Annotated in this window: 33 protein-coding genes, 1 tRNA gene and 6 pseudogenes; 9 read left to right on the top strand and 31 right to left on the bottom strand. The window is 68.4% G+C overall.

From position 1 onward, the window contains the following. Window positions 1-296: 296 nt before the first annotated feature. Window positions 297-372: transfer RNA gene (locus tag ACHMWU_RS21825), tRNA-Thr, on the bottom strand. Between the two features lie 37 nt (window positions 373-409). Continuing rightward, window positions 410-1,243, bottom strand: coding sequence for a hypothetical protein (locus ACHMWU_RS21830; protein WP_396047185.1), 834 nt, complete (start codon window positions 1,241-1,243; stop codon window positions 410-412). 53 nt (window positions 1,244-1,296) lie between these two features. Here ACHMWU_RS21830 and ACHMWU_RS21835 point away from each other — a divergent pair, with 53 nt between their 5' ends. From ACHMWU_RS21835 to ACHMWU_RS21845, 3 genes and pseudogenes are all read left to right on the top strand, one after another. Beyond that, window positions 1,297-2,364, top strand: coding sequence for an alanine racemase (locus ACHMWU_RS21835; protein ID WP_396047187.1), 1,068 nt, complete (start codon window positions 1,297-1,299; stop codon window positions 2,362-2,364). 89 nt (window positions 2,365-2,453) lie between these two features. Beyond that, a pseudogene (locus ACHMWU_RS21840) lies at window positions 2,454-2,660 on the top strand (FAD-binding protein); the annotation flags it as partial. Window positions 2,661-2,667: 7 nt separating this feature from the next. Beyond that, entirely contained in the window at window positions 2,668-3,753 is a 1,086-nt protein-coding gene (locus ACHMWU_RS21845) for a D-arabinono-1,4-lactone oxidase (protein WP_396047189.1), read from the top strand. Between the two features lie 110 nt (window positions 3,754-3,863). Here the strand turns inward: ACHMWU_RS21845 and ACHMWU_RS21850 are convergent, their stop codons facing one another. Continuing rightward, entirely contained in the window at window positions 3,864-5,057 is a 1,194-nt protein-coding gene (locus tag ACHMWU_RS21850) for a hypothetical protein (RefSeq protein WP_396047191.1), read from the bottom strand. A 271-nt stretch (window positions 5,058-5,328) separates the two neighbouring features. Between ACHMWU_RS21850 and ACHMWU_RS21855 the strand changes: the two genes are divergently transcribed. The 4 genes from ACHMWU_RS21855 to ACHMWU_RS21870 all read left to right on the top strand — a co-directional run bounded on the left by ACHMWU_RS21855 (window position 5,329) and on the right by ACHMWU_RS21870 (window position 7,638). After that, window positions 5,329-5,577, top strand: coding sequence for a hypothetical protein (locus tag ACHMWU_RS21855; RefSeq protein ID WP_396047193.1), 249 nt, complete (start codon window positions 5,329-5,331; stop codon window positions 5,575-5,577). 23 nt (window positions 5,578-5,600) lie between these two features. Beyond that, window positions 5,601-6,467, top strand: a complete 867-nt coding sequence (gene sfnG / locus ACHMWU_RS21860; RefSeq protein WP_396049166.1) for a dimethylsulfone monooxygenase SfnG — start codon at window positions 5,601-5,603, stop codon at window positions 6,465-6,467. A 252-nt stretch (window positions 6,468-6,719) separates the two neighbouring features. Then, window positions 6,720-7,085 (top strand): acyl-CoA dehydrogenase family protein, encoded by a 366-nt coding sequence (locus ACHMWU_RS21865; protein ID WP_396049167.1) that lies wholly within the window; start codon window positions 6,720-6,722, stop codon window positions 7,083-7,085. A 28-nt stretch (window positions 7,086-7,113) separates the two neighbouring features. Further along, entirely contained in the window at window positions 7,114-7,638 is a 525-nt protein-coding gene (locus ACHMWU_RS21870; protein ID WP_396047195.1) for a hypothetical protein, read from the top strand. Here ACHMWU_RS21870 and ACHMWU_RS21875 read toward each other — a convergent pair. From ACHMWU_RS21875 to ACHMWU_RS21940, 14 genes and pseudogenes are all read right to left on the bottom strand, one after another. Further along, window positions 7,583-8,389, bottom strand: a complete 807-nt coding sequence (locus ACHMWU_RS21875; RefSeq protein ID WP_396047197.1) for a flavin reductase family protein — start codon at window positions 8,387-8,389, stop codon at window positions 7,583-7,585. The two genes, ACHMWU_RS21870 and ACHMWU_RS21875, sit on opposite strands and share 56 nt — an antisense overlap. Continuing rightward, a complete protein-coding gene (locus ACHMWU_RS21880; RefSeq protein WP_396047199.1) occupies window positions 8,386-9,324 on the bottom strand; it encodes an acyl-CoA dehydrogenase family protein in 939 nt (312 codons plus the stop codon). The genes ACHMWU_RS21875 and ACHMWU_RS21880 overlap by 4 nt, the downstream gene beginning before the upstream one ends. Beyond that, a complete protein-coding gene (locus ACHMWU_RS21885; protein WP_396047201.1) occupies window positions 9,321-9,584 on the bottom strand; it encodes an acyl-CoA dehydrogenase family protein in 264 nt (87 codons plus the stop codon). Before ACHMWU_RS21885 ends, ACHMWU_RS21880 begins: the two co-directional genes overlap by 4 nt. 1 nt (window position 9,585) lies before the next feature. Beyond that, window positions 9,586-10,830 (bottom strand): hypothetical protein, encoded by a 1,245-nt coding sequence (locus ACHMWU_RS21890; RefSeq protein ID WP_396047203.1) that lies wholly within the window; start codon window positions 10,828-10,830, stop codon window positions 9,586-9,588. Continuing rightward, entirely contained in the window at window positions 10,827-10,988 is a 162-nt protein-coding gene (locus tag ACHMWU_RS21895) for a hypothetical protein (protein ID WP_396047205.1), read from the bottom strand. The genes ACHMWU_RS21890 and ACHMWU_RS21895 overlap by 4 nt, the downstream gene beginning before the upstream one ends. Window positions 10,989-11,002: 14 nt before the next feature. After that, entirely contained in the window at window positions 11,003-11,680 is a 678-nt protein-coding gene (locus ACHMWU_RS21900; protein ID WP_396049168.1) for an ABC transporter ATP-binding protein, read from the bottom strand. Window positions 11,681-11,746: 66 nt separating this feature from the next. After that, window positions 11,747-12,190, bottom strand: a pseudogene (locus tag ACHMWU_RS21905) (ATP-binding cassette domain-containing protein); the annotation flags it as partial. Further along, window positions 12,079-12,381, bottom strand: a complete 303-nt coding sequence (locus ACHMWU_RS21910) for a hypothetical protein (protein WP_396049169.1) — start codon at window positions 12,379-12,381, stop codon at window positions 12,079-12,081. The gene ACHMWU_RS21910 and the pseudogene ACHMWU_RS21905, both read right to left, overlap by 112 nt. Continuing rightward, the gene (locus ACHMWU_RS21915; RefSeq protein WP_396047207.1) at window positions 12,348-12,527 is read right to left on the bottom strand and encodes a hypothetical protein; all 180 of its coding nucleotides are present in this window, start codon (window positions 12,525-12,527) and stop codon (window positions 12,348-12,350) included. Before ACHMWU_RS21915 ends, ACHMWU_RS21910 begins: the two co-directional genes overlap by 34 nt. A gap of 61 nt (window positions 12,528-12,588) precedes the next feature. After that, window positions 12,589-13,170 (bottom strand): ABC transporter permease, encoded by a 582-nt coding sequence (locus ACHMWU_RS21920; RefSeq protein ID WP_396047209.1) that lies wholly within the window; start codon window positions 13,168-13,170, stop codon window positions 12,589-12,591. Next, a complete protein-coding gene (locus tag ACHMWU_RS21925; protein ID WP_396047211.1) occupies window positions 13,160-13,990 on the bottom strand; it encodes an ABC transporter permease in 831 nt (276 codons plus the stop codon). The genes ACHMWU_RS21920 and ACHMWU_RS21925 overlap by 11 nt, the downstream gene beginning before the upstream one ends. Continuing rightward, complete coding sequence (locus ACHMWU_RS21930; protein ID WP_396047213.1) at window positions 13,969-14,394, bottom strand: hypothetical protein; 426 nt, start codon at window positions 14,392-14,394, stop codon at window positions 13,969-13,971. The genes ACHMWU_RS21925 and ACHMWU_RS21930 overlap by 22 nt, the downstream gene beginning before the upstream one ends. A gap of 5 nt (window positions 14,395-14,399) precedes the next feature. Continuing rightward, complete coding sequence (locus ACHMWU_RS21935) at window positions 14,400-16,028, bottom strand: ABC transporter substrate-binding protein (RefSeq protein ID WP_396047214.1); 1,629 nt, start codon at window positions 16,026-16,028, stop codon at window positions 14,400-14,402. A 46-nt stretch (window positions 16,029-16,074) separates the two neighbouring features. After that, window positions 16,075-17,472 (bottom strand): NtaA/DmoA family FMN-dependent monooxygenase, encoded by a 1,398-nt coding sequence (locus tag ACHMWU_RS21940; protein WP_396047216.1) that lies wholly within the window; start codon window positions 17,470-17,472, stop codon window positions 16,075-16,077. 288 nt (window positions 17,473-17,760) lie between these two features. Here ACHMWU_RS21940 and ACHMWU_RS21945 point away from each other — a divergent pair, with 288 nt between their 5' ends. Both ACHMWU_RS21945 and ACHMWU_RS21950 read left to right on the top strand, forming a co-directional pair. Beyond that, entirely contained in the window at window positions 17,761-18,504 is a 744-nt protein-coding gene (locus ACHMWU_RS21945) for a LysR family transcriptional regulator (RefSeq protein ID WP_396047218.1), read from the top strand. A gap of 259 nt (window positions 18,505-18,763) precedes the next feature. Next, window positions 18,764-19,903: an LLM class flavin-dependent oxidoreductase gene (locus ACHMWU_RS21950; RefSeq protein ID WP_396047220.1), complete on the top strand. Its 1,140-nt coding sequence runs from the start codon at window positions 18,764-18,766 to the stop codon at window positions 19,901-19,903. Between the two features lie 9 nt (window positions 19,904-19,912). Here ACHMWU_RS21950 and ACHMWU_RS21955 read toward each other — a convergent pair whose 3' ends face one another. From ACHMWU_RS21955 to ACHMWU_RS22020, 14 genes and pseudogenes are all read right to left on the bottom strand, one after another. After that, entirely contained in the window at window positions 19,913-20,149 is a 237-nt protein-coding gene (locus ACHMWU_RS21955) for a flavin reductase family protein (RefSeq protein WP_396049170.1), read from the bottom strand. Between the two features lie 34 nt (window positions 20,150-20,183). Further along, window positions 20,184-20,429 (bottom strand): annotated as a pseudogene (locus ACHMWU_RS21960) (flavin reductase family protein); the annotation flags it as partial. Next, a complete protein-coding gene (locus tag ACHMWU_RS21965) occupies window positions 20,426-20,920 on the bottom strand; it encodes an NAD(P)H-dependent oxidoreductase (protein ID WP_396047222.1) in 495 nt (164 codons plus the stop codon). The gene ACHMWU_RS21965 and the pseudogene ACHMWU_RS21960, both read right to left, overlap by 4 nt. Next, on the bottom strand, window positions 20,920-21,174 hold the full coding sequence (locus tag ACHMWU_RS21970; RefSeq protein WP_396047224.1) for an FAD-linked oxidase C-terminal domain-containing protein: 255 nt from the start codon (window positions 21,172-21,174) through the stop codon (window positions 20,920-20,922). Before ACHMWU_RS21970 ends, ACHMWU_RS21965 begins: the two co-directional genes overlap by 1 nt. Further along, window positions 21,143-21,511, bottom strand: a pseudogene (locus tag ACHMWU_RS21975) (FAD-binding oxidoreductase); the annotation flags it as partial. The gene ACHMWU_RS21970 and the pseudogene ACHMWU_RS21975, both read right to left, overlap by 32 nt. 293 nt (window positions 21,512-21,804) lie before the next feature. Beyond that, window positions 21,805-22,199 (bottom strand): annotated as a pseudogene (locus ACHMWU_RS21980) (FAD-binding oxidoreductase); the annotation flags it as partial. Next, window positions 22,196-22,846, bottom strand: coding sequence for a hypothetical protein (locus tag ACHMWU_RS21985; RefSeq protein WP_396047226.1), 651 nt, complete (start codon window positions 22,844-22,846; stop codon window positions 22,196-22,198). The gene ACHMWU_RS21985 and the pseudogene ACHMWU_RS21980, both read right to left, overlap by 4 nt. A gap of 256 nt (window positions 22,847-23,102) precedes the next feature. After that, the gene (locus ACHMWU_RS21990; RefSeq protein ID WP_396047228.1) at window positions 23,103-23,756 is read right to left on the bottom strand and encodes an LLM class flavin-dependent oxidoreductase; all 654 of its coding nucleotides are present in this window, start codon (window positions 23,754-23,756) and stop codon (window positions 23,103-23,105) included. A gap of 4 nt (window positions 23,757-23,760) precedes the next feature. Beyond that, window positions 23,761-24,084 (bottom strand): LLM class flavin-dependent oxidoreductase, encoded by a 324-nt coding sequence (locus ACHMWU_RS21995; RefSeq protein WP_396047230.1) that lies wholly within the window; start codon window positions 24,082-24,084, stop codon window positions 23,761-23,763. Window positions 24,085-24,219: 135 nt separating this feature from the next. After that, the gene (locus ACHMWU_RS22000) at window positions 24,220-24,456 is read right to left on the bottom strand and encodes a sulfurtransferase (protein WP_396049171.1); all 237 of its coding nucleotides are present in this window, start codon (window positions 24,454-24,456) and stop codon (window positions 24,220-24,222) included. Continuing rightward, window positions 24,342-25,079, bottom strand: coding sequence for a sulfurtransferase (locus ACHMWU_RS22005; RefSeq protein WP_396047232.1), 738 nt, complete (start codon window positions 25,077-25,079; stop codon window positions 24,342-24,344). Before ACHMWU_RS22005 ends, ACHMWU_RS22000 begins: the two co-directional genes overlap by 115 nt. A gap of 160 nt (window positions 25,080-25,239) precedes the next feature. Further along, on the bottom strand, window positions 25,240-25,611 hold the full coding sequence (locus ACHMWU_RS22010) for a hypothetical protein (protein WP_396049300.1): 372 nt from the start codon (window positions 25,609-25,611) through the stop codon (window positions 25,240-25,242). A 32-nt stretch (window positions 25,612-25,643) separates the two neighbouring features. Continuing rightward, window positions 25,644-25,946, bottom strand: a pseudogene (locus tag ACHMWU_RS22015) (LysR substrate-binding domain-containing protein); the annotation flags it as partial. 19 nt (window positions 25,947-25,965) lie between these two features. Further along, window positions 25,966-26,178, bottom strand: a complete 213-nt coding sequence (locus tag ACHMWU_RS22020) for a LysR family transcriptional regulator (protein ID WP_396047234.1) — start codon at window positions 26,176-26,178, stop codon at window positions 25,966-25,968. Window positions 26,179-26,190: the final 12 nt, after the last annotated feature.

Genomic DNA, 26,190 nt, shown 5'->3' on the forward strand with positions numbered 1-26,190 from the left:
GACCCGTCGGCACACGAAGCGCAGCAGATCACTATGAACGTCGTCGTACAGCGTTCGAAAGCGCTGCTCACGCTGCTGCGCCGAAACGGTGGAGTCCATATCTCCTCATGTCGGCAGGCGCACAAGTGTGTCGCCATGACTAGCGGATTTGTTCTCTTTGTCGATCTACAGAGTTCTGGGCGATGGCCTGGCGGAACTCAGCCGGAACAACCACATCGTCAATGCGTGGGTCACAACGTGGGTTTCGGGCAATTCGCCAGAGACTGGCTTTGCGTTAATGAAGGTCACACGGTTTTTGGAGCCTCCGACAGGATTCGAACCCGCGACATCCATATTACAAGTATGGCGCTCTACCAACTGAGCTACAGAGGCGTACGGACCGAAGTCCGAGACATCATCCTAGCGACACCTAGATCGAACCTTCACGGCACCGCTTCAGATAGTTGCCGTCGACCTGTTCGTCGTCGCCGAGATCGGGCATCACGACCGCATCGTCGTTGCCCACGGCAATGAACTTCTCGAGGTCCTTCGCCGAGCCGTCGACGTCTGCGTCGGGAATCAGCGAGTCGTTGAGCGCCAACGAGCAGTCACCGGCACCGAACTCCTGCCAGCCGCCGCTGACCCCGAAGTCGTCGGTCGTGTCGTCGAATGCGCTCAGCGCGTGCACGCGGAGCATCCCGATGACCCGGCTGGGCCCGTTCGCCCCGAGCCGCACCTCATAGGCGGCGCGGGTCTCGGCCTCGAGCACGATGTACGGCTTCTCGGTGTCGTCGTCCACGGTCCTGACCTGCCAGGCCGTCGACACCTGCGGCTCACCGATGACCTTGACCCGGTCGGAGAAGACATTGGCGACGGCGAGTCGTGGCGACGCCTGTCCCTCGCTCTGCTTCGTCAAGGTTGCTGCCGCCTGCCCGGGCAGCGTCGAGGCAACCTGCTCCACGGGCTTCGCGTTGTGCCACACCGTGTCGTCGACCGTGCTGGCAGCGGCCCACGCCTTCAGGCCAGTGACCATCTGGTCGTACACGCCCTCGTCGAAGCCGTCCGGGACGGCGGGCGGCTTGGCGGCGTCGAGCGTGCCGTCAGAACGTGGCCAGTCGAGATCGAGCGACTCCAACGTGACCGCCCGGGTCGCCGTGGTCGCGTCCGCCGAGGGCGTCGGGGTGGCTTCTGGTTCGTCGGAACCGTCGCTGCAGCCTCCCACGACGAGAAGCACGACGACCAGGGTTCCCCACAACGAGCGCATCGTCCCAGTATCGATGACCCGCCAGAGGAACCTTGGTGCGACATACTGACGAGATGCCACAACCGTTCGATCGTCTTCTGACCGCGACGACCACGCTGGACACCCCGTTCGCGCTGGTCGACGCCCCCGCCCTCTGGGCCAATGCCGACGACTTGGTGCGCCGCGCCGGTGGGGTCAAGGTCCGGGTCGCCAGCAAGTCCGTGCGCGTCCGGTCGATCCTCGAGCAGACCCTCGCCCGCGACGGATTCGCCGGGATCATGTCGTACTCACTGGCAGAGTCCAACTGGCTCGTCGACCAAGGAATCGACGACATCCTGCTGGCCTACCCGACGACGAGCCGCCAGGCGCTCAAGGATCTCGTCGCCGACGAGCGCAGGCGCGCGGCGATCACGGTCATGGTCGACAGCGTCGAGTCCCTCGACCACATCGACTCCCTGATCGGGCCCAACCATCCAGAGATCCGGGTCTGCATCGACGTCGACTGCTCGCTGAAGCTCGGCCCGATCCACCTCGGCGTCCGCCGCTCCCCCGTCCACACCCCGCGTCAGGCCCGCAAGCTCGCCGCCGCGATCGAGCAGCGGCCGGGCTTCGACCTGGTCGGAGTCATGTTCTACGACGCTCAGATCGCCGGGCTGCCCGACTCGTCGAAGGCCGTGCGCCTGGTCAAGAAGCGCTCGGTCGCCGAGCTGCTCGCCCGCCGCGGCAAGGTCGTCGCCGCCGTCGCCGAGCATGCCGCCCTCGAGATCGTGAACGCCGGGGGGCACCGGCAGCCTCGAGGTCACCGGCGCCGACCCCGCCATCACCGAGCTCACCGCCGGCTCCGGGCTGTTCTCGCCGGTGCTGTTCGACGGCTACGACGCTTTCGAGTCACGCCCCGCCGCATACTTCGTGCTCTCCGTGGTCCGCAAGCCGCGACCCGACATCGCGACCCTGTTCGCCGGCGGATACATCGCGTCGGGACCGACCAACAAGAACCGCCAACCGCTGCCGACCTGGCCAGAGGGTCTCACCGCAGTCGGCACCGAGGGCGCAGGCGAGGTGCAGAGCCCGCTCAAGGGCAAGGCCGCCCGCCAGCTGTCGATCGGCGACCGCGTCGTGATGCGGTACGCCAAGGCCGGTGAGATGTGCGAACGCTTCGACCAGGTCGCTGTGGTCGACGCCGACGGAAGCGTCGCGCTCGTGCCGACCTACCGAGGAGAAGGAAAGAACTTTGGCTGAGTACTGGCACAACTGGGGACGCAGCGCCCAGTCCCACCCCGTACGCATCGCCCATCCGGCCTCGACCGCTGAGGTCGCCACACTCGTCCGCGACGCCGTCGCCGCCGGCCTGCCGGTCAAGGCCGTCGGCGCGAGCCACTCGTTCACCGCGATCGGTGCGACCGACGGCGTCCTGCTGCAGCTCGACCGGATGAGCACCATCGTCGGTGTCGACAGCGCGACCCAGCGAGTGCGGGTACAGGCCGGTATCTCCCTGCACGGGGCTCAACCCGCGGCTCAAGGCCCACGGCCTCGCTCTGCCCAATCTCGGCGACGTCGACCCGCAGTCCGTGGCCGGCGCGGTCTCGACGGGGACGCACGGCACCGGCGGCAAGCTCTTCGGCATCTCGAAGGCCGTCGTCGCGGTGCAGCTCGTCACGGCGACCGGCGAGGTGCTCGAGATCGACGAGGAGCACCCGTGGTTCGGCGCCAGCCGGGTCACGCTGGGGGCCCTCGGCATCGTCACCGAGGTGACCCTGCAGTGCGTCCCAGCCTTCCTGCTGCACGCCCGCGAAGAGCCCATGCCGTTGCCCGAGGTCATGGGACGCCTCGACTCGCTGGTCGCCGACAACGACCACTTCGAGTTCTACTGGTTCCCGCACACCGAGAAGACATCGATCAAGCGCAACAACCGAGTACCCGAGGGCACCGAGCGCAAGCCGGTCGGCGCGTTCCGTCACTGGCTCGACGACGAGTTCCTCAGCAACACCGCCTTCGAGGGCGTCAACCGGGTGCTGGCTCGCAAGCCGTCGTGGATCCCTCGGGTCAACCAGATCTCTGGCTCGGTGCTGAGCGCCCGCGAGTACGTCGACGACTCGTACAACGTGTTCGTCTCGACGCGCAAGGTCAGGTTCCGTGAGTCCGAGTTCGCCCTGCCACGTGAGGCCCTGCCCAGCGTCCTGGCCGAGCTGGCAACGTGGTTCGGTGCGGGTCACGCCAACATCTCGTTCCCGATCGAGGTGCGGTTCACCGCCGCCGACGATGTCTGGATGTCGACCGGTCATGAGCGCGACAACTGCTACGTCGCGGTGCACCAGTACTGGCGCACCGACTACGACGAGTACTTCGCCGCAGCGCAAGACATCTTCACCGCGCACGAGGGCCGTCCGCACTGGGGCAAAGCTGCACACCCTCGATGCGAGCTTACTTTGCTGAGCGGTACTCGCGCTTCGGCGACTTCGTGGCGATTCGCGACGAGCTGCGACCCCGCCCGGACGTTTAGCAACCCGTACCTCGACCGCGTCCTCGGCTAGCCTCACGCGGACGTCATCCCATCAGTACGTGCGACAGCACTGTGGGGACGACGTCCGCGCAGGGTGGGCCAGGGCTGAGGATCAGTGCATGTGCGGGGCGTTGACGACGGTCAGCGATGTCGGGACGTCGTCGAGCGTGATTCGGGTGCGCTCCTTGCCGGTGCCGGCTCGAACAGGGCAACCGACTTGTCACGCGGATCGGTGACCCAGGCGAAGCCGCCGCCGACGGCGACCTGAGGCTTCGGGTCGCTGTACTCGTCGGTCAGCTCCCACGGCTCGACGACGTCGAGCTTCTCGGCGACCTTGCCGGACGCCTCGTCGATGACGTGCAGGGCGCCGTCGGTGCCCAGGGCCACTGTCTGACCATCTGCACGGACGAATCCCGAGTACGCCACGCCGAGATCGACCGTCGTCGCCTTCGCCGCATCGACGTCGTAGAACGCGATCTGCTTCGCCACGTCGGCATCCTTCTCGCTGTAGAGGTTGCCCGCCAGCAGATCGGACTCGTGGTCCCCGATCAGCGTGCTGGTGCCAGCTCCCTTCACGGGCGAGTCGATCTTGGCGCCCTTGCCGTCCTCGACGACGAGCACGCCGTCGGAGCAGCCGAACGCATAGGCGTCGTGCCCGGCGTGCGTCTCACCGTGCAGGCCCTCGCACCCGTCGATGCGGCCGGTCTCCTTGCCGTCTGCATCGAGCACGAGCACGCCAGCAGCCTCTTCGCCCTCGGGGTAGGAGGCCAGGAAGCCGCCGTCCGACGTCGGAGCAGCTGCGCCGTGGTGCGCCGCACCGGTCTCGACCCGCTGGACCGACACCTCGTCGTCTTCGAACCCCTTCCAGTCGAAGGCCTCGAACGAGCCGTCGTCGTCGAACCATACGACGCTGCGCTCGTCATCGCTCACGGCGTGATAGCTCGTGCCGCGGTCGAACGTCGTCGTGAGCAGGGAGGGTGCGGTGACGTACGAGTGGCTGTGGTCGCCGTGCGCGACCGACCACGTCCCGGCGTCGACGACGCCGACCTTCTTGGCCTCGGACTGCAGGACGAAGACGTGACGGCCGTCGCCGGCGACCTGCAGCTCGGGCCGACTCGCCAGGTCGTACTGGTCGAGCTTCTTCAGGTCTGCCCCGGCGACGATCTCGACGCCGGCGTCTGAGCCGATCACGAGTCGCGGCTGGGCGGTCGGGGTGGCGGAGCGATCCGTCGTCTCCGCAGCAGTCTCGGCGGCGCTCTCGGAGCCGGAGTCGGACTCGGCGCAGGCCGCGACGGTCAAGCCGACAGCCAGCAAGGTGATCAAGGTGCGTGTCATGTGCTTCTTCATGGCACGCAGTCTCACGCCAACTGAGAATGATTGTCAAATTCATCTTGTTCGAGGCGGTGCGGATATCACGGCATGGTGCCTGGCTTTCGCCCGTCCACGTCATGAGAACCGGCACGTCGACCTAGAGCCCGGTCTACCTTCGACGTATGACCACAGGGACGACCTACGCCGCGCACGGCCGCAGCTGTCTGTCCCTTCGCTCTGCCCGCTGAGCTCCGCTCGCTTCTCACCTCCACCTCCCTGAAGGGATGTATTCGTCATGCCCATTTCCACTCCCCACGGTTCAGCAGAACCGCTCAAGTTCGCCTACTGGGTGCCCAACGTCTCCGGCGGACTGGTCACCAGCACGATCGAGCAACGCACCGATTGGTCCTACGACTTCAACGTCGACGTCGCCCAGCTCGCTGAGAAGGTCGGCTTCGAGTACGCACTGAGCCAGGTCCGGTACACCGCGTCATACGGCGCCGACCAGCAGCACGAATCAACGAGCTGTCGCTCGGCCTGCTGACCCAGACCGAGAAGCTGAAGGTCATCGCCGCGGTTCACCCCGGGCTGTGGCACCCCGCCGTCCTCGCGAAGTTCATCATCACCGCCGACCACATCTCGGGGGGCAGGGCTGCGGTAAATGTCGTCAGCGGGTGGTTCAAGGACGAGTTCACTGGTCTCGGTGAACCCTGGCTCGAGCACGACGAACGCTACCGCCGCAGCGAGGAGTTCATCCGCGTCCTCCGCGGGCTCTGGACAGAGAAGGATTTCACCCACCGTGGTGACTTCTACCGGATCCACGACTTCACGCTCCAGCCCGGACCCGTCGACGTCCCCGGTCGACCGCACCCTGAGATCTTCCAGGGCGGCAACTCCACCGCCGCCCGTCGCAATGGCGGGACGGTGTCGGACTGGTACTTCTCCAACGGCAAGGACTTCGACGGCTTCACCGAGCAGTACCTCGAGGTCAACCAGAACGCTGCACTCGCCGGACGTGAGGGACAGGTCCGGTTCGGGCTCAACGGCTTCGTCGTCGCCCGCGACAGTGAAGACGAGGCACACGCGGTGCTCGAGGAGATCATCGAGAAGGCCAATCCGGACGCTGTCGAGGGCTTCCGCCAGGCGGTCAAGCAGGCAGGATCATCAACCGGCGACGGCAAGGGCATGTGGTCGGACTCCACGACCCGCGACCTCGTCCAGTACAACGACGGCTTCCGCACCGGCCTGATCGGAACGCCCGAGCAGATCGCCACGCGGATCGTCGAGTACAAGAAGCTCGGCGTCGACCTGTTCCTGCTGGGATTCCTGCACTACCCTCGAGGACATCGCCTACTTCGGCGAGAAGGTGCTGCCCCTCGTCCGCGAGCTCGAGGCCGACGCGATCCGCGCCGGCGGCTCGCCCCCTCCCGCTGAACCACCTCCCCACCAAGGTGCCTGCCGGGTCGACCAGGACCCGGCAGGCGTGTCATCCCCAGAAGAGAGACAAGGAAAAGAATATGACCATCAGCGTTCAGGAAGCATTGTCGTCCTCACCGTGGGCAGATCAGCCCCGCCCGACCACGATCCAGGGCTGGATCGACCGCAGCCTCTGACGTCTCTGCCATCCTCGCCGTCGACGCCGTCGAGCGAGACCGCGCCCAGGCTGTTCCCACCGCCGAAGTCCAGCTGCTCAAGGACTCCGGGCTCGTGACGCTGCTCGGCCCCATCGAGCACGGCGGCGCCGGCGAGACCTGGGAGACTGCCTACCGGATCATCCGCGAGGTCGCCTCCGGCGACGGATCGATCGGCCAGCTCATCGGCTATCACTACCTGTGGGCCTGGGCAGTACGACTGGTCGGCACACCCGAGCAGATCGCTGCAGTTGAAGAGCTCTACACGACGCAGAACCTCTTCTTCGGCGGTGCGGTCAATCCCCGCGACAACGACCTGACGATCACCGAGGACGGCGACGAGCTCGTCTACAACGGACGCAAGTCGTTCTCGACGGGGTCCCAAGGTCTCGGACCTCACCGTCCTCGAAGGCGTCCTTGAGGGGACCGAGCAGCACATCTTCGCGATCGTGCCGACCCAGCAGGACGGCATCGTCTTCCATGACGACTGGGACAATCTCGGCCAGCGCCTCACCGAGTCCGGAGGCGTCACGATCACCGACGTCCGCATCCCGTGGGCAGCTGCTGCGGGCTACGTCGACAAGCAACCCGTCGAGCTGACCTACGGAACGCTCAACCTGCCGACGATCCAGCTCGTCTTCAGCAACTTCTACCTCGGCATCGCCCAAGGCGGGATCAAGGCCGGCACAGCCTACGCCCGGGAGAAGACGCGCGCCTGGCCCTATGGCGGCGACAACAAGGAATCGGCCGACCAGGAGTGGTATCTGCTGGAAGGCTACGGACGTCTGCAGTCGCAGCTGTGGGCCGTCGAGGCCCTGGCCGATGCGGCGGGAGCCGAGATCTCGGGCTTGCTGCACGCTGATCGCGAGGCGCTGACGGCCGAGCAGCGCGGCCACGTCGCCGTCCGCATCGCGGCGGTCAAAGAGCCGCGACCGACATCTCGCTGGAGGTCGGCACCAAGATCTTCGAGCTGACCGGTGCACGCGCATCTGCCAGCTCGGTGGGCTCGACATCTACTGGCGCAATGCACGCACGCACACGCTCCACGACCCCGTCGCCTACAAACGCCGCGAGGTCGGTGAGTACGCACTGCTCGGCAAGTTCCCCCAGCCGACCTGGTACACCTGAGCCGCGAGCACACAGCACCGCCCGGGCCCATCGACGGGACTCGGGCGGTGCTGTGTCATGCATGCGGTCAGCCCAGCTCGACCAGGCTCCCGAAACCACTGCGGTGGAAGACCAGCGGCCCGCCGACCTCCGAGGGGACGGATGGCCGACCGCGTGCAGCTCCAGCAGCACGATCGTGTGGTCCCCTGCCTCGACCTCCCGGTAGATCGTGGTGTCGAAGAAGGCAATGCCGCCGTCGATCGTGACGGCGCCGTGCTGCGTCGCCTGGACCGGCAGCCCGTCGAAGCGCTGGTCGACCGCCCCGGCGAGCTGCCGGGCGACCTGGCCGTGATCGGACGACAGGATCGTGACGCCCAGATGATCAGCCCGGCGCAGATCGGGCCACGTCTTCGACGCCGCTGCGATCGAGAACGAGATCAACGGAGGATCCAGGCTGACCGAGCTGAACGACGACGCTGCCAGGCCGGTCAGCACGCCGTCGACCTGCGCCGCCACGGCGACGACGCCGGTCGGAAAGACACCGAAGGCGTGCCGCAGCCGCACTGGATCGAGATCCTGGTTCGTCGGGAAGGCCGCTGCCACGGCCGTCTCGGTCACAGCTGCCCCTGCGGGCGCGGGCGGGTGCCGTCGACGGCCCAGCGGCCCAGATGGTGCACCTTCCACGCGGCGGGGTCATGCAGCGTGTGCGTCCGCGCATTGCGCCAATGACGGTCGAGGGACTCTCCGGCGAGCGCCGAGCGGGTGCCCGCCACCTCGAACAGCCGGCTCGAGACGTCGACCGCCGAACGGCTCGAGGCCACCCGCGCTGCTGCGACCGAGAGGCTCGCAGCGGCAGCCGACTCCTCGGTCAGGTCGGCGTTCGCCGCGTCGACCGCCCGCGCCGCCTCGGCCAGCAACGACTCCGCTGCGCGCACCTCGAGCTCCATCTCGCCCAGCGCCTGGACGACCAACGGGTCGTCCGCCGCCCGTTCGGCGCCGTGCGGCTCGACTGCGTCGGCGAACGGACGACTCAGCTCGCGGACGAATCGGGCCGCATCCTGCAACGCGGCCCGGGCGATCCCCGTGTCGATCGCCGTATGCAGCACCTGCGCGAAAGCGCCGTACGTCGTCGGCCCGGTGAACGTCTCGGCGTAGTCGGTGATCAGGTCGTCCGTCACCCGGACCCCCTCCAGCCGGACCGTCCCGCTGGCCGTCGTCCGCTGGCCGACGGCGTCCCAGTCGTCGACGATCTCGAGACCGTCGGATCCCCGCGGGACCCACGCCACGTGCATCGGCCCGTCCGGCCCGAGATGGGCCAGCACCGGGATCCAGTCGGCGAACGCGGCGCCGGTGCAGTAGAACTTGGTGCCGTCCAGGCGCCAAGCATCGCCGTCGCGGGTCAGGGTCGTGCGGAAGTCGCGGACGTGCTTGGTCCCCCGCTCGCTCTGAGCATTGCCGATCGTCCGTCCGCGCAGCACCTCGGCGAAGATCCGGGCCTGCTGGTCGGGGCTGCCCTGCAGGCGCAGCTGGTTGACGTAGGCGAAGTGGCTCAACGGGATCTGCCCACGTTCGGGTCGCCGACCGAGACCAGCCGGATGACCTCGGTGACGACCTCCACCGGCAGATCAGCACCGCCGTGGGCGGCAGGGACCGTGATCGCGAGCAGACCGCTCGAGGCCAGCTCGGCAACCTCCTCGAAGGGCAGCAGCCGGTCGCGGTCGCGCACCGCAGCATCTTCAACGAACTTGCGGCCGAGCGCGGCGGCCCGACTGACAGCCTCGGCGCCCGTGAGGTTCAGCGTGTCGACCGCCATGTCACACCCCTGCCCGCTCTGGCACCGGGCTCGCCGCGAACGCCGGGCTCGGCAGGGTGCCGTTCACGGCGAAGTCGCCCACGAGTCGTGCCTTGTAGATCGACGGATTGTGCGAGGACACCGCCCGGGCGTTGCGCCAGTGCCGGTCAAGGGCCAGATCGAGGTCGAGGGCCGAGGCGCTGGCCGCATCGAACAGCAGCCAGCCGACCTCGCCGGCCAGGCGGGAGTTGACGACCTGGGTCTGTGCGGACTCAACAACGACGTGCTTGAGCGCCTCCGGTCGCAGGTCACCGCCACTGACCAGGTAGTCGTCGATCGTGGCGCCGAGCGCCGACACTGTGGCACGGGCCGTGAACGCGCGGGTCGAGATCTCACCCACGACCCCGAGCACCTGCGCGTCATGACGCGGTTCCGGGTCGGCCGCCAACGGATAGGAGCGGCGTCGCCCTCGCACCAGACGGGCCACGTCCTGCGACGCCCGATGAGCGATTCCGGCCTGGGTCGCCGAGTGGATGAACTGGTAGAACGCGCCGAGGAGCTCAGCGACCTCGGCGTCACGGTGCGGCAGCACGTAGTCCTCGCGCACCGCGACCGCCTCGAACGTCGCTGTGCCGCTCGCGGTCATCCGCTGCCCGAAGCCGTTCCAGTCGTCGACGACGCTGACCCCCGGATCGGTGCGCGAGACGACGACCTCGACGAAGCCGCCCTCGTGTGGCACCAGCACGTTGATCCAGTCGGCGTACAGGCTTCCGGTGCTGTAGTACTTGGTCCCCGAGAGACGCAGTCCTGCACCGTCGTCGTGCAGCCACACGCCGTCGGTCAAGGCCAACGCTGCGCTGCGCGGCTCGCCGTCGGTCGGTGCGCTCGGACCGCCCTTGGACGAGGCAGCGGGACCGAAGAACTCACCCCGGCCAGCAGCAGCGAGCAGCTCCCTCGGCAGCCGGATCGTCCTCGCGCTGCAGCAAGAACTCCACGAATCCGAGATGCCCACGAATGATCTGGACGAGATTGGACTCGGCCGCAGCCAGCTCGACCAGGACAGTTCCCAGCTGCCGGCCACCGACGTGCCGATGCCGCCGTAGCGGCGCGGCACCCGTAGTCGACCGATCCCGGTCGCCAGCAGGTCGGGCACGACGTCGGCGACTCCGAGGTGGTCGCGCTCACGCACCGGAGCCTCGTCATGCACGCGCGCGGCGAGCCGACGAACCGCCCGCTGCACACCGCCGAAGTCCTCGTCGCCGATCATGCGAACGACACCGCCCCACGCAGCGAGGCGTACTCGAGCCGCGGAAGCGACTCCAGCAGCCGTTGTGTGTAGGGATGCTGCGGACGGGAGAAGATGTCGTCGGCCAGGCCTTGTTCGACGGCGTGACCGCCCTGCATGACAAGCACTCGATCGCTCATGTGGTGAATGACTCCTAGGTCGTGGGAGATGAACAGATAAGCTGACGCCCAGCTTGCTGCTGGAGGTCGGTGAGCAGGTCGAGGATCTGCGCCTGCACGGAGACGTCGAGCGCCGAGACGGCCTCGTCGAGCACGATGACTTCTGGCCGGGTCGCGATGGCTCGGGCGATGGCGACCCGCTGGCGCTGCCCTCCCGACATCTGCCGTGGCCAGGCCGCCAGGTGCTCTCGCCCCAGCCCGACCGTCTCCAGCAGCTCGACGGCCCGGTCGGCAGCACGGTGCGCGTTCTCTGGGTCTCCGAGCTCGATCGCGTCGGTCAGGATCCGCGAGACCCGCCACCGGGGATCGAATCGCTCGAACGGATCCTGGTAGACCACCGCGATACGGCGTCGGATGGCCCGCTGGTCGGCCGCTGGGGCCGACGTCCACGGTCGACCGAGGAACTCGACGTCACCACTGTCGGGCGTCTCCAAGGCCAAGGCGATGCGCGCCAAGGTGCTCTTGCCCGACCCGGACTCCCCGACGATCCCGAGCGTCTCACCGCGGGCCAGGTCTAACGACACCTGGTTGACCACGGTACGTCGCACCTTGTCGGGCCCGACGAAGCTCTTGACCACGCTGTTGGCGCGCAGGACGACATCGGTGGTCTCGGCGCCCGCTGGCGCCGAGGCGAACAGCGAGGCCGCGTTCACGTGAGCCCCGCGGCCGAGCCGGGTGCCCTTGGTGTGCTCGCTGGGGACCGCGTCGATGAGCTGCTGGGTGTAGGGATGTTGTGGGTCGCGCAGCACCCGATCGCTGTCGCCGGCTTCGACGATCCGACCGCCCTGCATGACCAGGATGACGTCGGCCAGCCGTGCCACGACCGCCAGGTCATGGCTGATGAGGATGACGCTGGTCCCCTCGGCGAGCATGCCTTGAAGGACGTCGAGAACCTGCGCCTGCACCGTGACGTCGAGCGCGGTGGTCGGCTCGTCGGCGATGACGATGTTCGGGTCGAGCGCGATGGCCGACGCGATCAGCGCCCGTTGTCGCAGGCCACCTGACAGCTCGCCGGACCGTTGCCGGGCACGTCGCTCCGGCTCTGGGACACCTACCCGGTCCAGCAGCGCGAGCACCTGCGCGGCATGGGTCGATCGCGCACCGTGACGGTGCAGCCGCAGCGGCTCGGCGATCTCCTTGCCGACCGGGCGCAGCGGGTCGAGCGAGACCAGCGCGTCCTGCAAGATGTAGCCGATCCGAGATCCGCGGACCCGGCGCCACCGCTGCCCGGACGACCGAGCAGCGTCTCGCCCTCCAGCTCGAGCGTCGCGGCGTCGACGACGGATCGGTCACCGGCGAGGCCGACGAGCGAGCGCGCGGTCACGCTCTTGCCCGAGCCCGACTCGCCGACGATCGCGACGCACTGGCCTGCGTGGGCTCGAAGCTCACGTCCTTGACGACGTGCTTGAGCTGACCGTCCTCGCCGGCGAACGAGACGTTGAGGTCGTGTACCTCCAGCACCCGGTCGCCGATCGCGCGGTCCTCACGATGGTTCGTCATGAGACGTGGTCCCCTTCTACGAGTGCTTGGATGTATCGGCCGATCAGCGTGAACGACAGCGTCACGAGCACGATCGCGATGCCGGGAAGATCTCCAGCCACCACGCGACGGTGATCTGGGTCTTGCCGGAGTTGAGGAGCAGCCCCCACTCCGACGACGGCGGCGCCACCCCCAGCCCGAGGAACGACAGCCCCGAGGCCCAGACGACCGAGGTGCCGATTCCCAGGGCGATCAGCGCCACCAGCGGACGGAAGGCATTCGGCACGATGTGCTGCGCGACGATCGTGCGCCGGGTGTGCCCGAGCGCGCGGGCAGCCTCGACGTACCCGGATCGCTTGACGCTGAGGGTCTGCGCTCGGATGAGTCGGGCGTAGCCGGGCGCTGTGCTGATGCCGACCGCGATGATCAGGCTCTGCGCCGAGGGGCCGAGGAGCGCCACGAGCAGCAGCGCCAGCAGCAGGGTCGGGAAGGCGAGCAGCACCTCGAGCAGACGGTTGACCGGCCCGGCAACCCATCGCGGTCCCAGACCTGACGCGAGCCCGAGCACGACCGCGAGCACCATGCCCAGGGCCATGACGCCGATCCCGATGAGCAGCGACGGCCGAGTGCCCCAGACGATGCGGCTGTACAGGTCACGGCCCACGTCGTCCGTCCCGAGCCAGTGCTGCAGCGACGGGCCCTGCAGGGCGTTGGGCAGATCCGTGGTCAAGGGGCTGTGCGCCGACAGGAGACCGGGAAGCACGGCGGCCACCAGGAAGAGCAGGACGATGAGTCCTGAGACGATGACCGAGACCGGCACGCCGGTTCGCCCGCGACGTGTCGCGCGGCGTTCCGGTGCTGTGGGGAGGGGCAGGACGGTCATAGCGAACCTCGCAGTCGGGGTCGACGAGCACGTAGATGATGTCGACCAGCAGGTTGATGACGACGTACAGCGCGCTGATCAGGACGACGATGCCCGCGACGACAGCCAGGTCCTTCTGGCTGACGGCGGTGACGAGCACCGCACCGAGGCCGGGTCGGGCGAAGACGGTCTCCACGAGCACCGCACCCGACAACAAGGAGCCGATGGCCCAGCCGGAGAGGGTGATGCCGGGGATCAAGGCATGTCGCAGGACGTGCCGCCAGCGGACCTCGAGATCTCCCATGCCCCGTGTGCGCGCTGACAGGACGAAGGGCTCGCGGATCGCCCGGTCGAACTCGGTCCTGGTCGCCTGACCGAGGAAGCCGGCCAACGGGACGGCGAGCGTGACCACTGGCAGAACGGTGCCGGCCAACGAGGTGCCGCCGATGACCGGGAACCAGCCGAGGTTCGCGGCGAACACGATCAGCAGCAGGATGCCGACCCAGTACTGCGGGAGGCCCGCCGTGATGGTCTCGCCGGCCGAGCCGAGCGAACGCAGTCGCGGTCCGCGGCCCGCCGTCACCAGGGTCCACGCCACGGTCAGGAGCCAGGCGAGGACCAAGGAGGCGATGGCCAGGACGAACGTCGGCCCGATCTGCTCGCCGATGATCGTCGAGACGGGACGCCCCGACTGGTAGGAGAGTCCGAAGTCGCCGCGAACCAGGTTGCCGAGGTAGTCGACGTACTGGACCAGCAGCGACCGGTCGAAGCCGTACTCGCGGTTGACGGGCGCGGCTCGGCGGCGCTGCGCGGGATGCTCAGGCCGGACTGGACGTTCAGCAGGATCGTGGCCCGGTCACCCGGAAGCACCGACAGGACCACGAACGTGACGGTGACAGTTCCCCACAGGACGAAGATCGCCGCGAGGATCTTCGTCCCGACGAGCCGGGCGATGCGGCGCGCCCGGCCCCCGATCGTGCCGTCGACATCAGCCGGCGACACGATCGAGGCGGGTGACGAGACCACGGTCATCAGGACCCCGACACGAAGTAGGCGTCGTTGAAGTTCAGCAGGCCGTTGCTGTTCTGGTCCTGCCACACGCCCTTCAGCTTCGGCGACACGGCCGCGTTGTACGTCATGTCGTAGAAGCCGCCGACGATCGCCTCGTCGGTGAACCACTTCTGCAGCGCGTCGTACTGCTGGGTGCGCTTCGCCGGATCGGTCTCGACCTGCGCCGCCTGGATCTTGGCCTCGATCTCCGGGTTGTCGAAGAACGAGGTGTTGTTCCCGTTGGGCGCGTCACCCTGCTTGGCCGCAAAGGTGATGTCGAGGATGTTGGGGGCGCCCCAGACCCAGTAGCCGAAGCTGAGCTCCTTGTCGGTCGGAGCCGACTGCTCGCCCGAGAACAGCTGGGTCTGCGTCAGCGGGATGAGCTTGAGGTCGATGCCGGCCGCCTTGACCTGGTCCTGGACCGCCTGGAGGGCAGCCGAGCCCTCGGCCGTCACGATGGAACCGTTGCCGAACGGCAGGCGCACGGTCAGCGTCTCGCCATCCTTGACCCGGATCCCGTCCTTGTTCTTGGCGCTCCATCCTGCCTCGTCGAGCAGCTTCTCGGCCTTCGTGAGGTCGAACGGGTAGGCGCTGTTCACGTCGAGGTAGTCGGCCTGCCAGCTGGCCAGGGCGCCGTTGCCCTCGAAGGGCACCGATCCCTTGAAGACCGCGTCGACGATCGCCTTGCGGTCGGAGGCGTACAAGAAGGCCTGGCGGACGCGCTTGTCGGTGAAGGGGCCGCGCTGGACGTTGAACGAGAACACCTGCGGCCGTCCGCCGGCCACGAAGTTCAGCACCTGGAAGTCCTTGTTCGCAGTCGCCCACTGGACGGCCGGGACGTCGTAGATCACGTCAGCCTCGCCGGTGTTGAGCGCCGACCACCGAGTCGTGGCGTCCGGCACGAACTTCCAGTTCAGCTGCTTCTGGTAGGCCGGGCCGTCGTGGTGCGCGTTCTCCGGAGCCGAGTTGTAGTCGTCGTTGCGGACGAACGTGATGCCGTCCCCAACCTTCCACTCCTTGACGGTCCAGGGGCCTGAGCCCACCGGCTGGTGGCAGTTCTTCTCGGTCGACTGCGTCTTCAGCGCGGTCGGCGACTGGATCCCGTAGTGGCCGTTCGAGAGCTCCTGGAAGATCTCGGGATTGCGCTGCGAGAGGTGCAGCTCGACGGTGTGCGTGCCTGTGGCCTTCGCGTCGGTCAGGTACGTGAAGCTGTTCCAGCCGATGCCCTTGGCCCAGTTCTCGTTGTTGGCCACGACGGCTTCGGCGTCGAAGGGTGTGCCGTCGGTGAACGTGACGTCGTCACGCAGCTCGAAGGTGACGGTCTTGCCGTCCTTCGAGGTCTTCCACGACGTCGCCAGCCAGGGGACGATCTTGCCGTCGTCGTGGCTGACGAGCGAGTCGAACACCTGGCGTGAGAGGTAGGCCTGCTGCACCCAGCCGCCCCACAAGCACGGCGGCTCCTGGGCGTGGGCGTAGGTGATGGTCTGGTCGAGGATGCGCTTGCCACTGGTGCCCTCGGCGCCTTTGGTGCTGCTGCCGCCGCACGCTGCCGCGGTCAGGCCACCGACCACGACGAGCGCCACGGCTCCGAACAGCTTCTCGATCTTCATGTCTTTGCTTCTCTCGTGAAAGTCGGATGCTTCTGGAAGGTCGGGTTCAGCCGGAGAACGCCGGCGCGGACAGGCCGAGGGTCCGGCCGTGGTGGGTCTCGGGAAGACGGTCGCCGCGGCCGAAGAGCTTCTCGCGCAAGGTCCCCTCGGCGTACTCGGTCTGGGCGAGGCCGCGGGACTGCAGGACCGGGACGACGTGGTCGACCCATTCGTCCCACCAGCCGAGCGTCGTGATCGGGACGACGTTGAACCCGTCGACCCCGGCGTCGACCCAGGTCTGCACGTGATCGGCGATCTGCTCAGGCGTTCCGGCGAACTTGCCGGGCAGCAGGGCGTGGTCGATGAGGTACTCGCGCCAGGTCAGGTCGCGGCCGGCGCCGAGATCGGCGTCGACGATCGACCGGAAGATCGAGCGCACGTGCTCGCCGAGCTGGACCTGGTCGCGCAGGGCCTTCAACGGTGTCTCGGGGTCGATCGACGTGAAGTCGATGCCCGAGCCGCCGCTGTAGAAGCCGACCAGTCCACCGAAGTCGATGTTGTCGCGCAGGTGCTGCTGCTTGCGTCGAGCCTCTTCCTCGGTCGAGCCGATGATCGTCGACAGCTGCACCAGCGTCTTCAGCGATCCCCGCTCGCGGCCGTGCGCCTCGACCGCGTCCTGCAGGATCGCGATGTCCTTGCGTGCCGCCTCCGGGGTGAACGACGGCAGGAAGGTGACCTCGGCGTTGCGGGCCGCGAACTCACGGCCGGCCACGGAGTTGCCTGCCTGGAACAGCACCGGTGTGCGCTGCGGCGACGGCTCGACGAGGTGCGGGCCCTCGACCTTGTAGCGCTCACCGACGTGATCGATCGTGTGGATCTTGTCGGGGTCGAAGAACACCCCGGTTGCGGGGTTCTTGACGACCGCGCCGTCCTCCCACGAGTGCTCCCACAGCTTGTACGTCACGTCGAGGTACTCCTGCGCCCACACGTAGCGCTCGTCGTGCGACACGATCTCGTCGTAGCCGAAGTTGCGGAAGCCGTTGCTGAGGTAGGACGTGACGATGTTCCACGCGACCCGGCCCTCCGTGAAGTGGTCCAGCGACGAGAGCTTGCGGGCGAAGGAGAACGGGTGGTCCTGGATGACGTTGCTGGTGATCGCGAGCCCGAGGTGCTCGGTGACGTAGCCGAGCGCCGACACGATCGCAGCAGGATCATTGCCGGGGAACTGCGAGCCAGCGCGGATCGTCCCGCCGCCGTCGCCGTACTCGCGGTCGTAGACGCCGACGACATCGGCGATGAACAACGCGTCGAACCGGCCGCGCTCCAAGGTCTTGACGACATCGACGTACGGATCGAGGTCCTTGTAGCCGTACTGGACCTGCCCTTCCTCGGTGCGCCAGTAGCCGTGGCTGTGGTGGTTGGGGGTCAGGTGCAAGAACCCGTTGTAGATCGGTGGGCGTGACATGGGATGGGGCCTCCTAGACGTCGAGCGGCCCGAAGCACACCCGAGAAACTTGTGTTGCCCACGACGTTAGGAACCGGCAGCGGGGTCACAGCGCCCGTCTCACTCTGCGTTCAACGCGCATTTCCGATGGGGTGATCGGCCACCCCATGCACCTCTGAGACCTGCGTCACGAACCGTGTTCCAGGCCGACCGGATCGTGAGATCTGTGATCGGCCGCCGCCGGTCGGACGTCTAATGGCGACTGTCACCGCTGCTCGTCAGAGCCGCTCCCGACGGAAGGCAGGTCCGATGCGCATCGAGCAGCTCGAGTACCTCGCCGCGGTCACGCAGCACGGTTCGCTGCGCAGGGCCAGCGAGCAGCTGCACCTGTCGCAGTCGGCGCTCAGCGAGGCGATCCGCGGCCTGGAGCGCGAGCTCGGAGTCCCTCTGCTCGAGCGGCATCGATCGGGTGCCCGCATCAGCCGTGACGGCAGTGACCTGCTCCCGATCATGGCCGAGGTGCTCAACGGCATCGCCAGGCTCAAGGAGGCGGCAGGCGACCAGAACCGGACCAGCCGCACGATCCGGGTGGGCACCGTGAACGCCGGGACATCGGCGATCCTGATCCCCGCTGTGCAGGACTTCGGCACCCGGCACGCGACCACGACGGTCGACGTCGCCACGATGTTCCAGGCCGACATCCAGCAGAGCCTGCTCGAGGGCCGGCTGGAGATCGGGTTGGTCAACATCTTTCCGGGTGATGACATCCCCACCGCGCTGACCGCGGTCCCCTTGCTGGAAGGCACCCCGGTCGTGTGCGTCCACACCGGTGACCCGCTGGCCACGCAGGACGAGATCAGCGTCGACGACCTGCGCCATCGGCCATTCGTCTCGTCGCGTCCGGGCTACGTCATGAACCGGCTCACGCAACGACTGTTCGGCTCACGCCCGCCGGCCACGACCTACTACGCCGACGGCGCCGAGATGGCCAAGTCGCTCGTCGCCAAGGGCGTCGGCCCCTCGGTCCTGCCGGACTACAGGCATCACCGGTGACCCGCTCGAGGAGGCCGGGATCATCACGGCTCGTCCTCTTTCCGCCCGACACCGTTGGTCACGATGCTGCTGCTGCGGCGCGACTTCGAACGGATGCCGGCCGACATCGCCGACTTCGAGGAGACCGTCGCGGGCATCGCGCGGGCCCACTCACAAGGACGGGTCGACGCCCGGGCGTCCTGACCCGCACCCCACCACTACCGGTTCCACGATGCAAGACGCGTCGCGCCGGGCGGCGCTTTGACATGAGACTCGACCCATGGCTCTCACGTTCGACTGGTTCCTGCCCACGACCGGCGACAGCCGCGCCCTCGTCGGCGGCGGTCACAGCGTCCCGTCAGATCTCGGCCGCGCGGGCGGTTCGATCGACACTGCCGGGCGGTTCCGCGAGCCCGACCTGCGCTATCTCGCCCAGGTGGCCCGCACCGCAGAAGACCTCGGCTTCGACGCGGTGCTGACGCCCACCGGCACCCCCTGCGAGGACGCCTGGGTCGTGGCATCGGCGCTGATCCCGCAGACCGAGCGGCTCAAGTTCTTGGTGGCGCTGCGGCCCGGGCTCATCTCCCCCACGTTGCTCGCGCAGATGTCGTCGACGTTCCAGCGGCTGTCGGACAACCGCCTGCTGCTCAACGTCGTGGTCGGCGGAGATCCGTCCGAGCAGCTGAGGTTCGGCGACCGGGTCGCCAAGGACGACCGCTACGCACGGGCCGCTGAGTTCCTCCAGGTCTTTCGCGAGGCGTTCACCGAGGCGGGCAGCAGCTTCACCGGCGACTACTACGACGTCGAGGACGCCCGCACCCGACGCCCGGCACCCGTGCCCGAGATCTACCTCGGCGGTTCGTCGGCGGCCGCTGGTCCGGTCACCGCAGCGCACACCGACGTCTACCTGACGTGGGGAGAGCCGCCAGCCGCCGTCGCGGAAAAGATCGCCTGGATCCGCAAGCTCGCCGACGAGGAAGGCCGTACCGTCCGCTTCGGGGTGCGGCTGCACACCATCAGCCGCGACCACTCCGAGCAGGCCTGGCAGATCGCCGACGCGATGCTGGCCGAGCTCGACCCGGCCGATGTCGCCAAGGCGCAGGAGGCCCTCGCGAGCAGCGAGTCAGAGGGGCAGAAGCGCATGCGCGAGCTGCACGGCGGGCTGACGACGTACACCGATGCCCGCCAGCTCGAGGTGCACCCGGCCCTCTGGTCGGGCATCGGCCTGATGCGCAGCGGCGCCGGCACCGCACTGGTCGGCAGCCACACCGAGGTCGCCGACCTCATCGAGGAGTACGCCGCCGTGGGCATCGAGGAGTTCGTGATGTCGGGCTACCCGCACATCGAGGAGGCCTACTGGTTCGCCGAGGGCGTCCTGCCGATCCTGCGCCGCCGCGGCCTTCTGCCCACCGGAACCTGAGGCACCTGCTCAGAACCCCTGGTGGGTGCCGAAGGTTCGCTGCCAGTAGGTGAGCGGTGTCGACGCCGAGCTGTCAGCGGCTTCGACCGTGCCCAGCACGAGCGTGTGGTCGCCGGCCACGACCAGCTGGTCGACCGTCACCGCGACCCACGCATGCCGGTCGACGAGTGCGGGTGCCCCGTCCTCCAGCTGCCACGGCACGTCGACGAACTTGTCGTCGGCCTTGCCGGCGAACCGCAGGGCGATCTGGTCCTGGTGGGACGCGAGACGCGTTGACCCCGATCCGTGAGCCCACCCGCAGCTTGGCCAGCAGGCCCGACCGGTTGTCGAGCGAGACCAGCAACATCGGCGGTTCCATCGACAGCGATGCGAAGGCGCTGACCGTCGTCCCGTGCGGTCCGCCGTCGTGGATCGTCGTGACGACCGAGACCGCCGCGGCGACATTGCCCATCGCGGCCCGGAACGACTTCTGCAGCACCGCTTCGTCGAGCACGAGGTCGTCGTCGGGGGCCGGTGCGGCGCTCATGCCGTGGCTCCTGCGGCGGCGCGGACGACCGGGGCCCAGCGTTCGAGCCAGCCCACCTCGACCGGATCTGGCTGCTCGGCGCTGTCGACCAGGTAGAGCGCCGGCGCCGGAACGGTCGCTCCGGGCCGACCAGCACCGGCTTGAGGTGCAGCTCCGGCGACAACGCGTGGGCCGGCCCCGCCCCAGCTGCACCGGGACGGCGACGACCCCTCCAGCCCGGTCGATCCTGCGAACTGATCGAGGAACAGCTTCAGCAGACCGGTGTAGGTGGCCTTGAACGTCGGTGAGGCGATGACGACGAGGTCGCTCGCCGCGACCTTCTCGACCGCGACCTTGACGGCAGGATCACCCCAACCCAGCAGGCCCGGGCCGAGATCCACGACGTCGATCGCCGTGTCGACCTGTCCACCCAGGCCCTCGGCGACCCGGTGCGCCGCGTCCCAGGTGCGCGAACGGGGCTTGGGGTTGCCGACGACGACAGCGACATTCATCAGATCGCCTTTCCAGGATTGAGGATGCCCGCAGGATCGAGCAAGGACTTGATGGCGTGGTGCAGCGCGTCGACGTCGGGTCCGACCTGACGGGCCACCCAGGCCTGCTTGAGCGTCCCGACCCCGTGCTCGCCGGTCAGCGTCCCGCCGAGCGAGAGCCAGGGCGAAGATGCGATCAGCGGCCTCGACCACGACAGTCGGCAGAGGTTCGCCGTCGGGACCGTCGACTGCGATGATCGGATGCAGGTTGCCATCTCCGGCGTGCGCGAACACGTAGATCTCGACGCCGGTCTCGGCAGCGATCGCGTGGACCCCGCGCACGGCGTCGACCAGCCGCGACGGCGGCACTGCGATGTCCTCGATCAGTGCCCGTCCTCGCGCCTCGATCGCTGGCAGTGCGAGTCGGCGTGCCGCCAGCAGCTGCGCGCTGACCTGGGCATCGGTGGACGACTCGATCGACGTCGCACCGTGCAGTGCCGCTTCGACGGCGGCCAGCTCGGCGGCGACGTCGAGACCGTCGACCTGCACGAGCAGGAAGGCTTCGCCGCGCTGGCGCAGCGTCGTCCCGGCCAGCTCGTCGATCGCTCCCAGGTGGCGCCGTCGACGAGCTCGATGACTGCGGGGCGCGCACCGCTGGCCCGCACCTCGACCGCCGCTGCAGCCGCTTCCTCGAGGGTCGCGAAGTACGCCGCCACCGTGCCGATCTCTCCGGGCCGCGGCAGCAGCCTGACGGTCGCCCCGACGACGATCCCCAACGTTCCTTCCGAGCCCACGAACAGCCCGAGCAGGTCATAGCCCGTGACGTTCTTGGGGGTGCTCGCGCCGACCTGGATGAGTCGTCCGTCGGCCGTCACGACGTCGAGCGCCAGCACCGCGTCGCGGGTCACGCCGTACTTGACCCCGCGTAGCCCGCCGGCGTTCGTGGCGATGTTGCCGCCGATCGTCGACGTCGATGCTGCCCGGGGTCGGGCGCGTAGAACAGCCCGTGCTCGGCGGCCGCCGTGTCGAGGTCAGCGGTGACGACACCGGGCTCGACGACTGCGACCTGGTCGTCGGCCCTGATCTCGATGATCCGGTCGAGCCGGCTCAGGTCGAGCACGATCGTGCCGGTGCCGGCGACGGCGCCGCCAGCCAGCCCGCTGCCGCCGCCACGCGGCACGACCGCGATGCGGTGCTGGTTCGCGAACCTCGCAACGGCCTGCACCTCGTCGACGCTCGTGGCCCGCACCAGCAGCGCGGGGGTTCCGGCCTCGGGCGAGCCCGACCGGTCGGCGCTCACGGCCGCCAGTCGCCGTCAGCGATGCTCCAGTCGCGAAGGGTCGACGTCAGAGCAGTGAGGTCGACCGTCACGCCTGGTCCTCGGTCGCGATGGGTCGAAGATCGGGGCCGCGCTTGAGCCGTTCGAGGAAGCGGATGATCGTCGCGGCGACCGTGCGGTGGGTGACGTCGTTGAGCGCATCGTGCAGACCTTCGTCGATCGTGACGAGCCGGTGTGCGCCGCCAGGCCCTCGACGACCTGGCGGACCCGCCCGACCGGCGACACCTCGTCGGCCTCACCGTGCACGACGAGCAGCGGGACCCTGACCGAGCCTGCGCCCGGTCGCGGCACCTGCACATCACCTGTCGCGAGCACGTGGTCGATGCCCTCACGGCCCAGCACTCCGCGGTGGTTGGGCAGGCCGTCCGGGCGCCGATCTCGTCGTCGAAGGTGGCGATCTCGTCGTCGGGGAAGGCCAGGCCGGCGATCGCGACAGCATCGGGCTGGGCGAGGTCGGTGCGACGTGCCACGTGGTCGAGCGCAAGCGCCGCACCCGTGTCGGAGCCGAGCAGCAGGGTCGGGAGCACCGTCTGCGGATCGTTCAGCACGGCGTCGATGTCGCGCGACACCGCCTCGAGATCCGACAGATCACCTTCGACGAAGCGCACTCGGTAGGCATCGAAGGCGATGCGGCGACCGAAGCGTTGATAGACCGCGGCATTTCTCGGCTCGTCCGCCCACCACGATGACGGTTCCGCGAGGCGCGATGCCCTGCGGCTCGTTCCACTCGGTCTGCAAGAGCGTCTCAGCGGTCATCGCGTCACCACCGCGTCCCGGCCGGGAGCGAAGACTCGTCGGCACCTGCTCGGTCGAGACGTGGTCGTTCACCGCGCTGGCAAAGCTCACCCCGGCTGACGTGCGCCATCAGACCGCCGCCATCAGGTTCCGCGCCGCGAGCTTCTCGTGCACCAACGGCAGGACGTAGCGCCCGTAGTCGATCGCGTCATTGAGGTTGTCGTAACCGCGGATCGAGATCAGGTCGGCACCGATCTCTACGTAGTCGACGATCGACTCGGCGATCGTGTCCGGCGATCCGACCAGGGCCGTCGACGCACCGCGAGCTCCCGTCGCGGTCACGGTCGGGTACCAGAGCGCCCGGTCCTGGACCTCGCCGCGAGCCGCGATGTCGAGAAGCCGCTGCGAGCCGAGATTCTGCGGCTCTCGCCTCCGGCCCCTTGACCTGGTTGCCGTTTGCGGAGTTGCGCTGGGAGCGATTCGAGCACCTCGTGCGCCTTCTTCCAGGCCAGGTCGTCGGTCTCGGCGATGATCGGACGGAAACGTGACCCAGATACGCGGCCTGTCGATGCGGCCGGCCTTCTCGGCCTCACCCCAGACCCGGTCGATCTGCTCCTTCGTCTCCTCGAGCGGCTCGCCCCACAGGCCGAGATGTCGCCGCAACGATCCGCCGACGCGGTACGCCTCGTCCGAGGATCCGCCGACCGACACCGGGATCGCGCCGTTGACCGGGCGAACTGCGTTGCCGAAGTTCGAACCGGCAGCGCTCGCCGTCGAAGTCAAGGGCTCAGGCGACTCCCAGGCCCGCTCTGAGGATGCGGACGAACTCCTCGGCGCGGGCGTACCGGTCGTCCTCGCTGAGGTAGTCGCCCTCGCGGGCCTGCTCGGCAGCATCGCCGCCCGCGATGATGTGGACGACGGCACGACCCCCCGCTGAGCTGGTCGAGCGTCGCGAGCGCCTTGGCCGCAGCTGTCGGGTAGACCGCGTCGGGGCGCAGCGCGATGATCGGCCGCACCCGTTCGGTGCGTGCTGCGAGATCGCGGCGGCCTGGGTGAAGGGGTCGAATGACGACGAGTGGTACGGCAGCAGCGTGTAGTCGAAAGCCCACATCGTCGAGCGCCCGCGAATAGCGGATCAGGTAGTCGATGTCGAGTGGCGCGCCGGGACGAGGATTGAGCTCGGTCGCGTCATTGGGCAAAGGTCAGGCCGACGAACTCCACCGGATGGCGCTGGGGCTGGGAAGTGTCATGCGGAGGCTCCTTGGGACGGTGCTGGCGGGATGGGCCAGGTCTCGACGGGACGACCGGGCTGGTTGGACCACTGGCTCCACGAGCCGGGGTAGAGCGCCGACTCGAAGCCAGCGAGGGTCAGCGCGATGACGTTGTGGGCCGCAGTGACGCCGGAGCCGCAGTACGTCGCGATGGGCTTGGCCGGGTCGACACCGGCCTCGAGGAACCGCTGCCGCAGCTGCTCGGCCGGCAGGAACCGGCCGTCGGCGTCGAGATCGCCTCCCGTCGGGTGTTGAGCGCACCGGGGATGTGACCGGCGACCGGGTCGATCGGCTCGGTCTCACCGCGGTAGCGCTCGGGGGCCCGCGCATCGAGCAGGCTGCCCTCGGCCGCAGCATCGAGTGCCTCGTCGGCCCCGATGACCGGCAGGTGGCCGTACGCCAGCGTCACCGATCCGGCCGGTGCGGTCTCGCCGCCGGTGGCCAGCTCGCGACCCGCAGCGGTCCAGGCTTGCAGGCCGCCGTCGAGCACTCGGACGTCCTGGACACCCGCGTAGGTCAACAGCCACCAGGCCCGGCCGGCCGCGAGATTGCCTTGGTCGTCGTAGACCACGACAGTGCTGTCGTCATCGATCCCCCAGCTCCGGGCGCTGACCTGGAGCGCCTCGACAGCCGGCAGCGGATGCCGTCCGTCTGTCGGCACGCCGTGTGCGGCCAGCTCGTGGTCGAGGTCGACGTAGACCGCCCCGGGCACGTGTCCGGCACGGTGCTCGCCTCGGCCGTCCGGGCGGTCGAGGCGCCAACGGACGTCGAGCACGCGGGGCGACGAGACCCCGGCAAGCTCAGCGAGCTCGTCTGCGGTGATGAGGATCGGCATCGGGTTCTCCGGATCGACTGGTGGCATGGCAGTGCCAAGGACCGGCACGCGAGCGTGCCAGGGGGTTGGAGCGGTGAATCAGCAGGTCGTCAGGAACGACGGCGACAAAGCGGGAAGCCGATGTGCGCGGTGCTGTTCATGATGTCGATTCTCCAGCGCTTCAGCCCGAGAGTCCAACAACTTCTGCCGATGAGAACCCATCAGCGGTGCCGATCGATCGGAGGCCGGACTGCACCGAGTGGACGTATCGTTTGACGGCGTAGAACTCGGTGAGTGCTTCGTACGCAGTGCGCTCGATGTCGCGGTCGACGCCCTTGCGACTGACGAGTCGCAAGCCGATCTGGCCGAGCTCGGGAAGGTCGCGACGGACCTCCAGCCCGGTAGGCACAGCTCCCGACGTCGGGAGGACCGCGACCCCCAGGCCGGCCCTGGCGGCGGCGATGACGCCCTCGAGGCTCGTCGACTCTGCGACGACCTCCACCTGGTGGCCCCGCACCCCGAGCCGTCCAGAGCTCGTTGCCGCATGCCGCACGGCTCGACGTAGGCGACCAAGGGCATCGGGGCACCCACGGCCGGCAGGGTGAACCGCGGGGACGCGTACCAGTTGAGCGGCAGCAGCCCGACCTCCTTGCCCGCGAGACCCGAGCCGAGACCCATCGTGATCGCCAGGTCGATCGTGCCCTTCGACACGGCATCCTCCATCTGCGTGGAGCGATCGATGTGGAACTGGACCTGGTGGTCGGGATATGCCTGACGCACCGATGTCAGGAGCTCCGGCAGGATCGACTCGGCCGCCGTCTCGGTCGAGCCGATGACGATCGCGCGTGGCTTGGTCGCGTCAAGCCGCTCGAGGGCCTGATCGTGCACTCCCAGAATCCGGCGCGCCTCAAGCAGGAGGCTCTCGCCGGCCCGGGTGGAACCGCACGCCCCGTCCGTGCTTCTCCACGAGCGGCTGGCCCAACCGCTTCTCCAGCGCGCGGACGTGCTGGCTGACGGTGGGCTGGCTCATGTGCAGCACGGTCGCCGCACGACCGAATCCGCCGCAGTCAGAGATGGCGACGAAGGACCGGAGATGGATGAGGTCGAGAGTGGCAGCCATGCGGCGACAGTA

This window comes from Aeromicrobium sp. UC242_57 (assembly GCF_044452305.1).
Lineage (GTDB): Bacteria > Actinomycetota > Actinomycetes > Propionibacteriales > Nocardioidaceae > Aeromicrobium.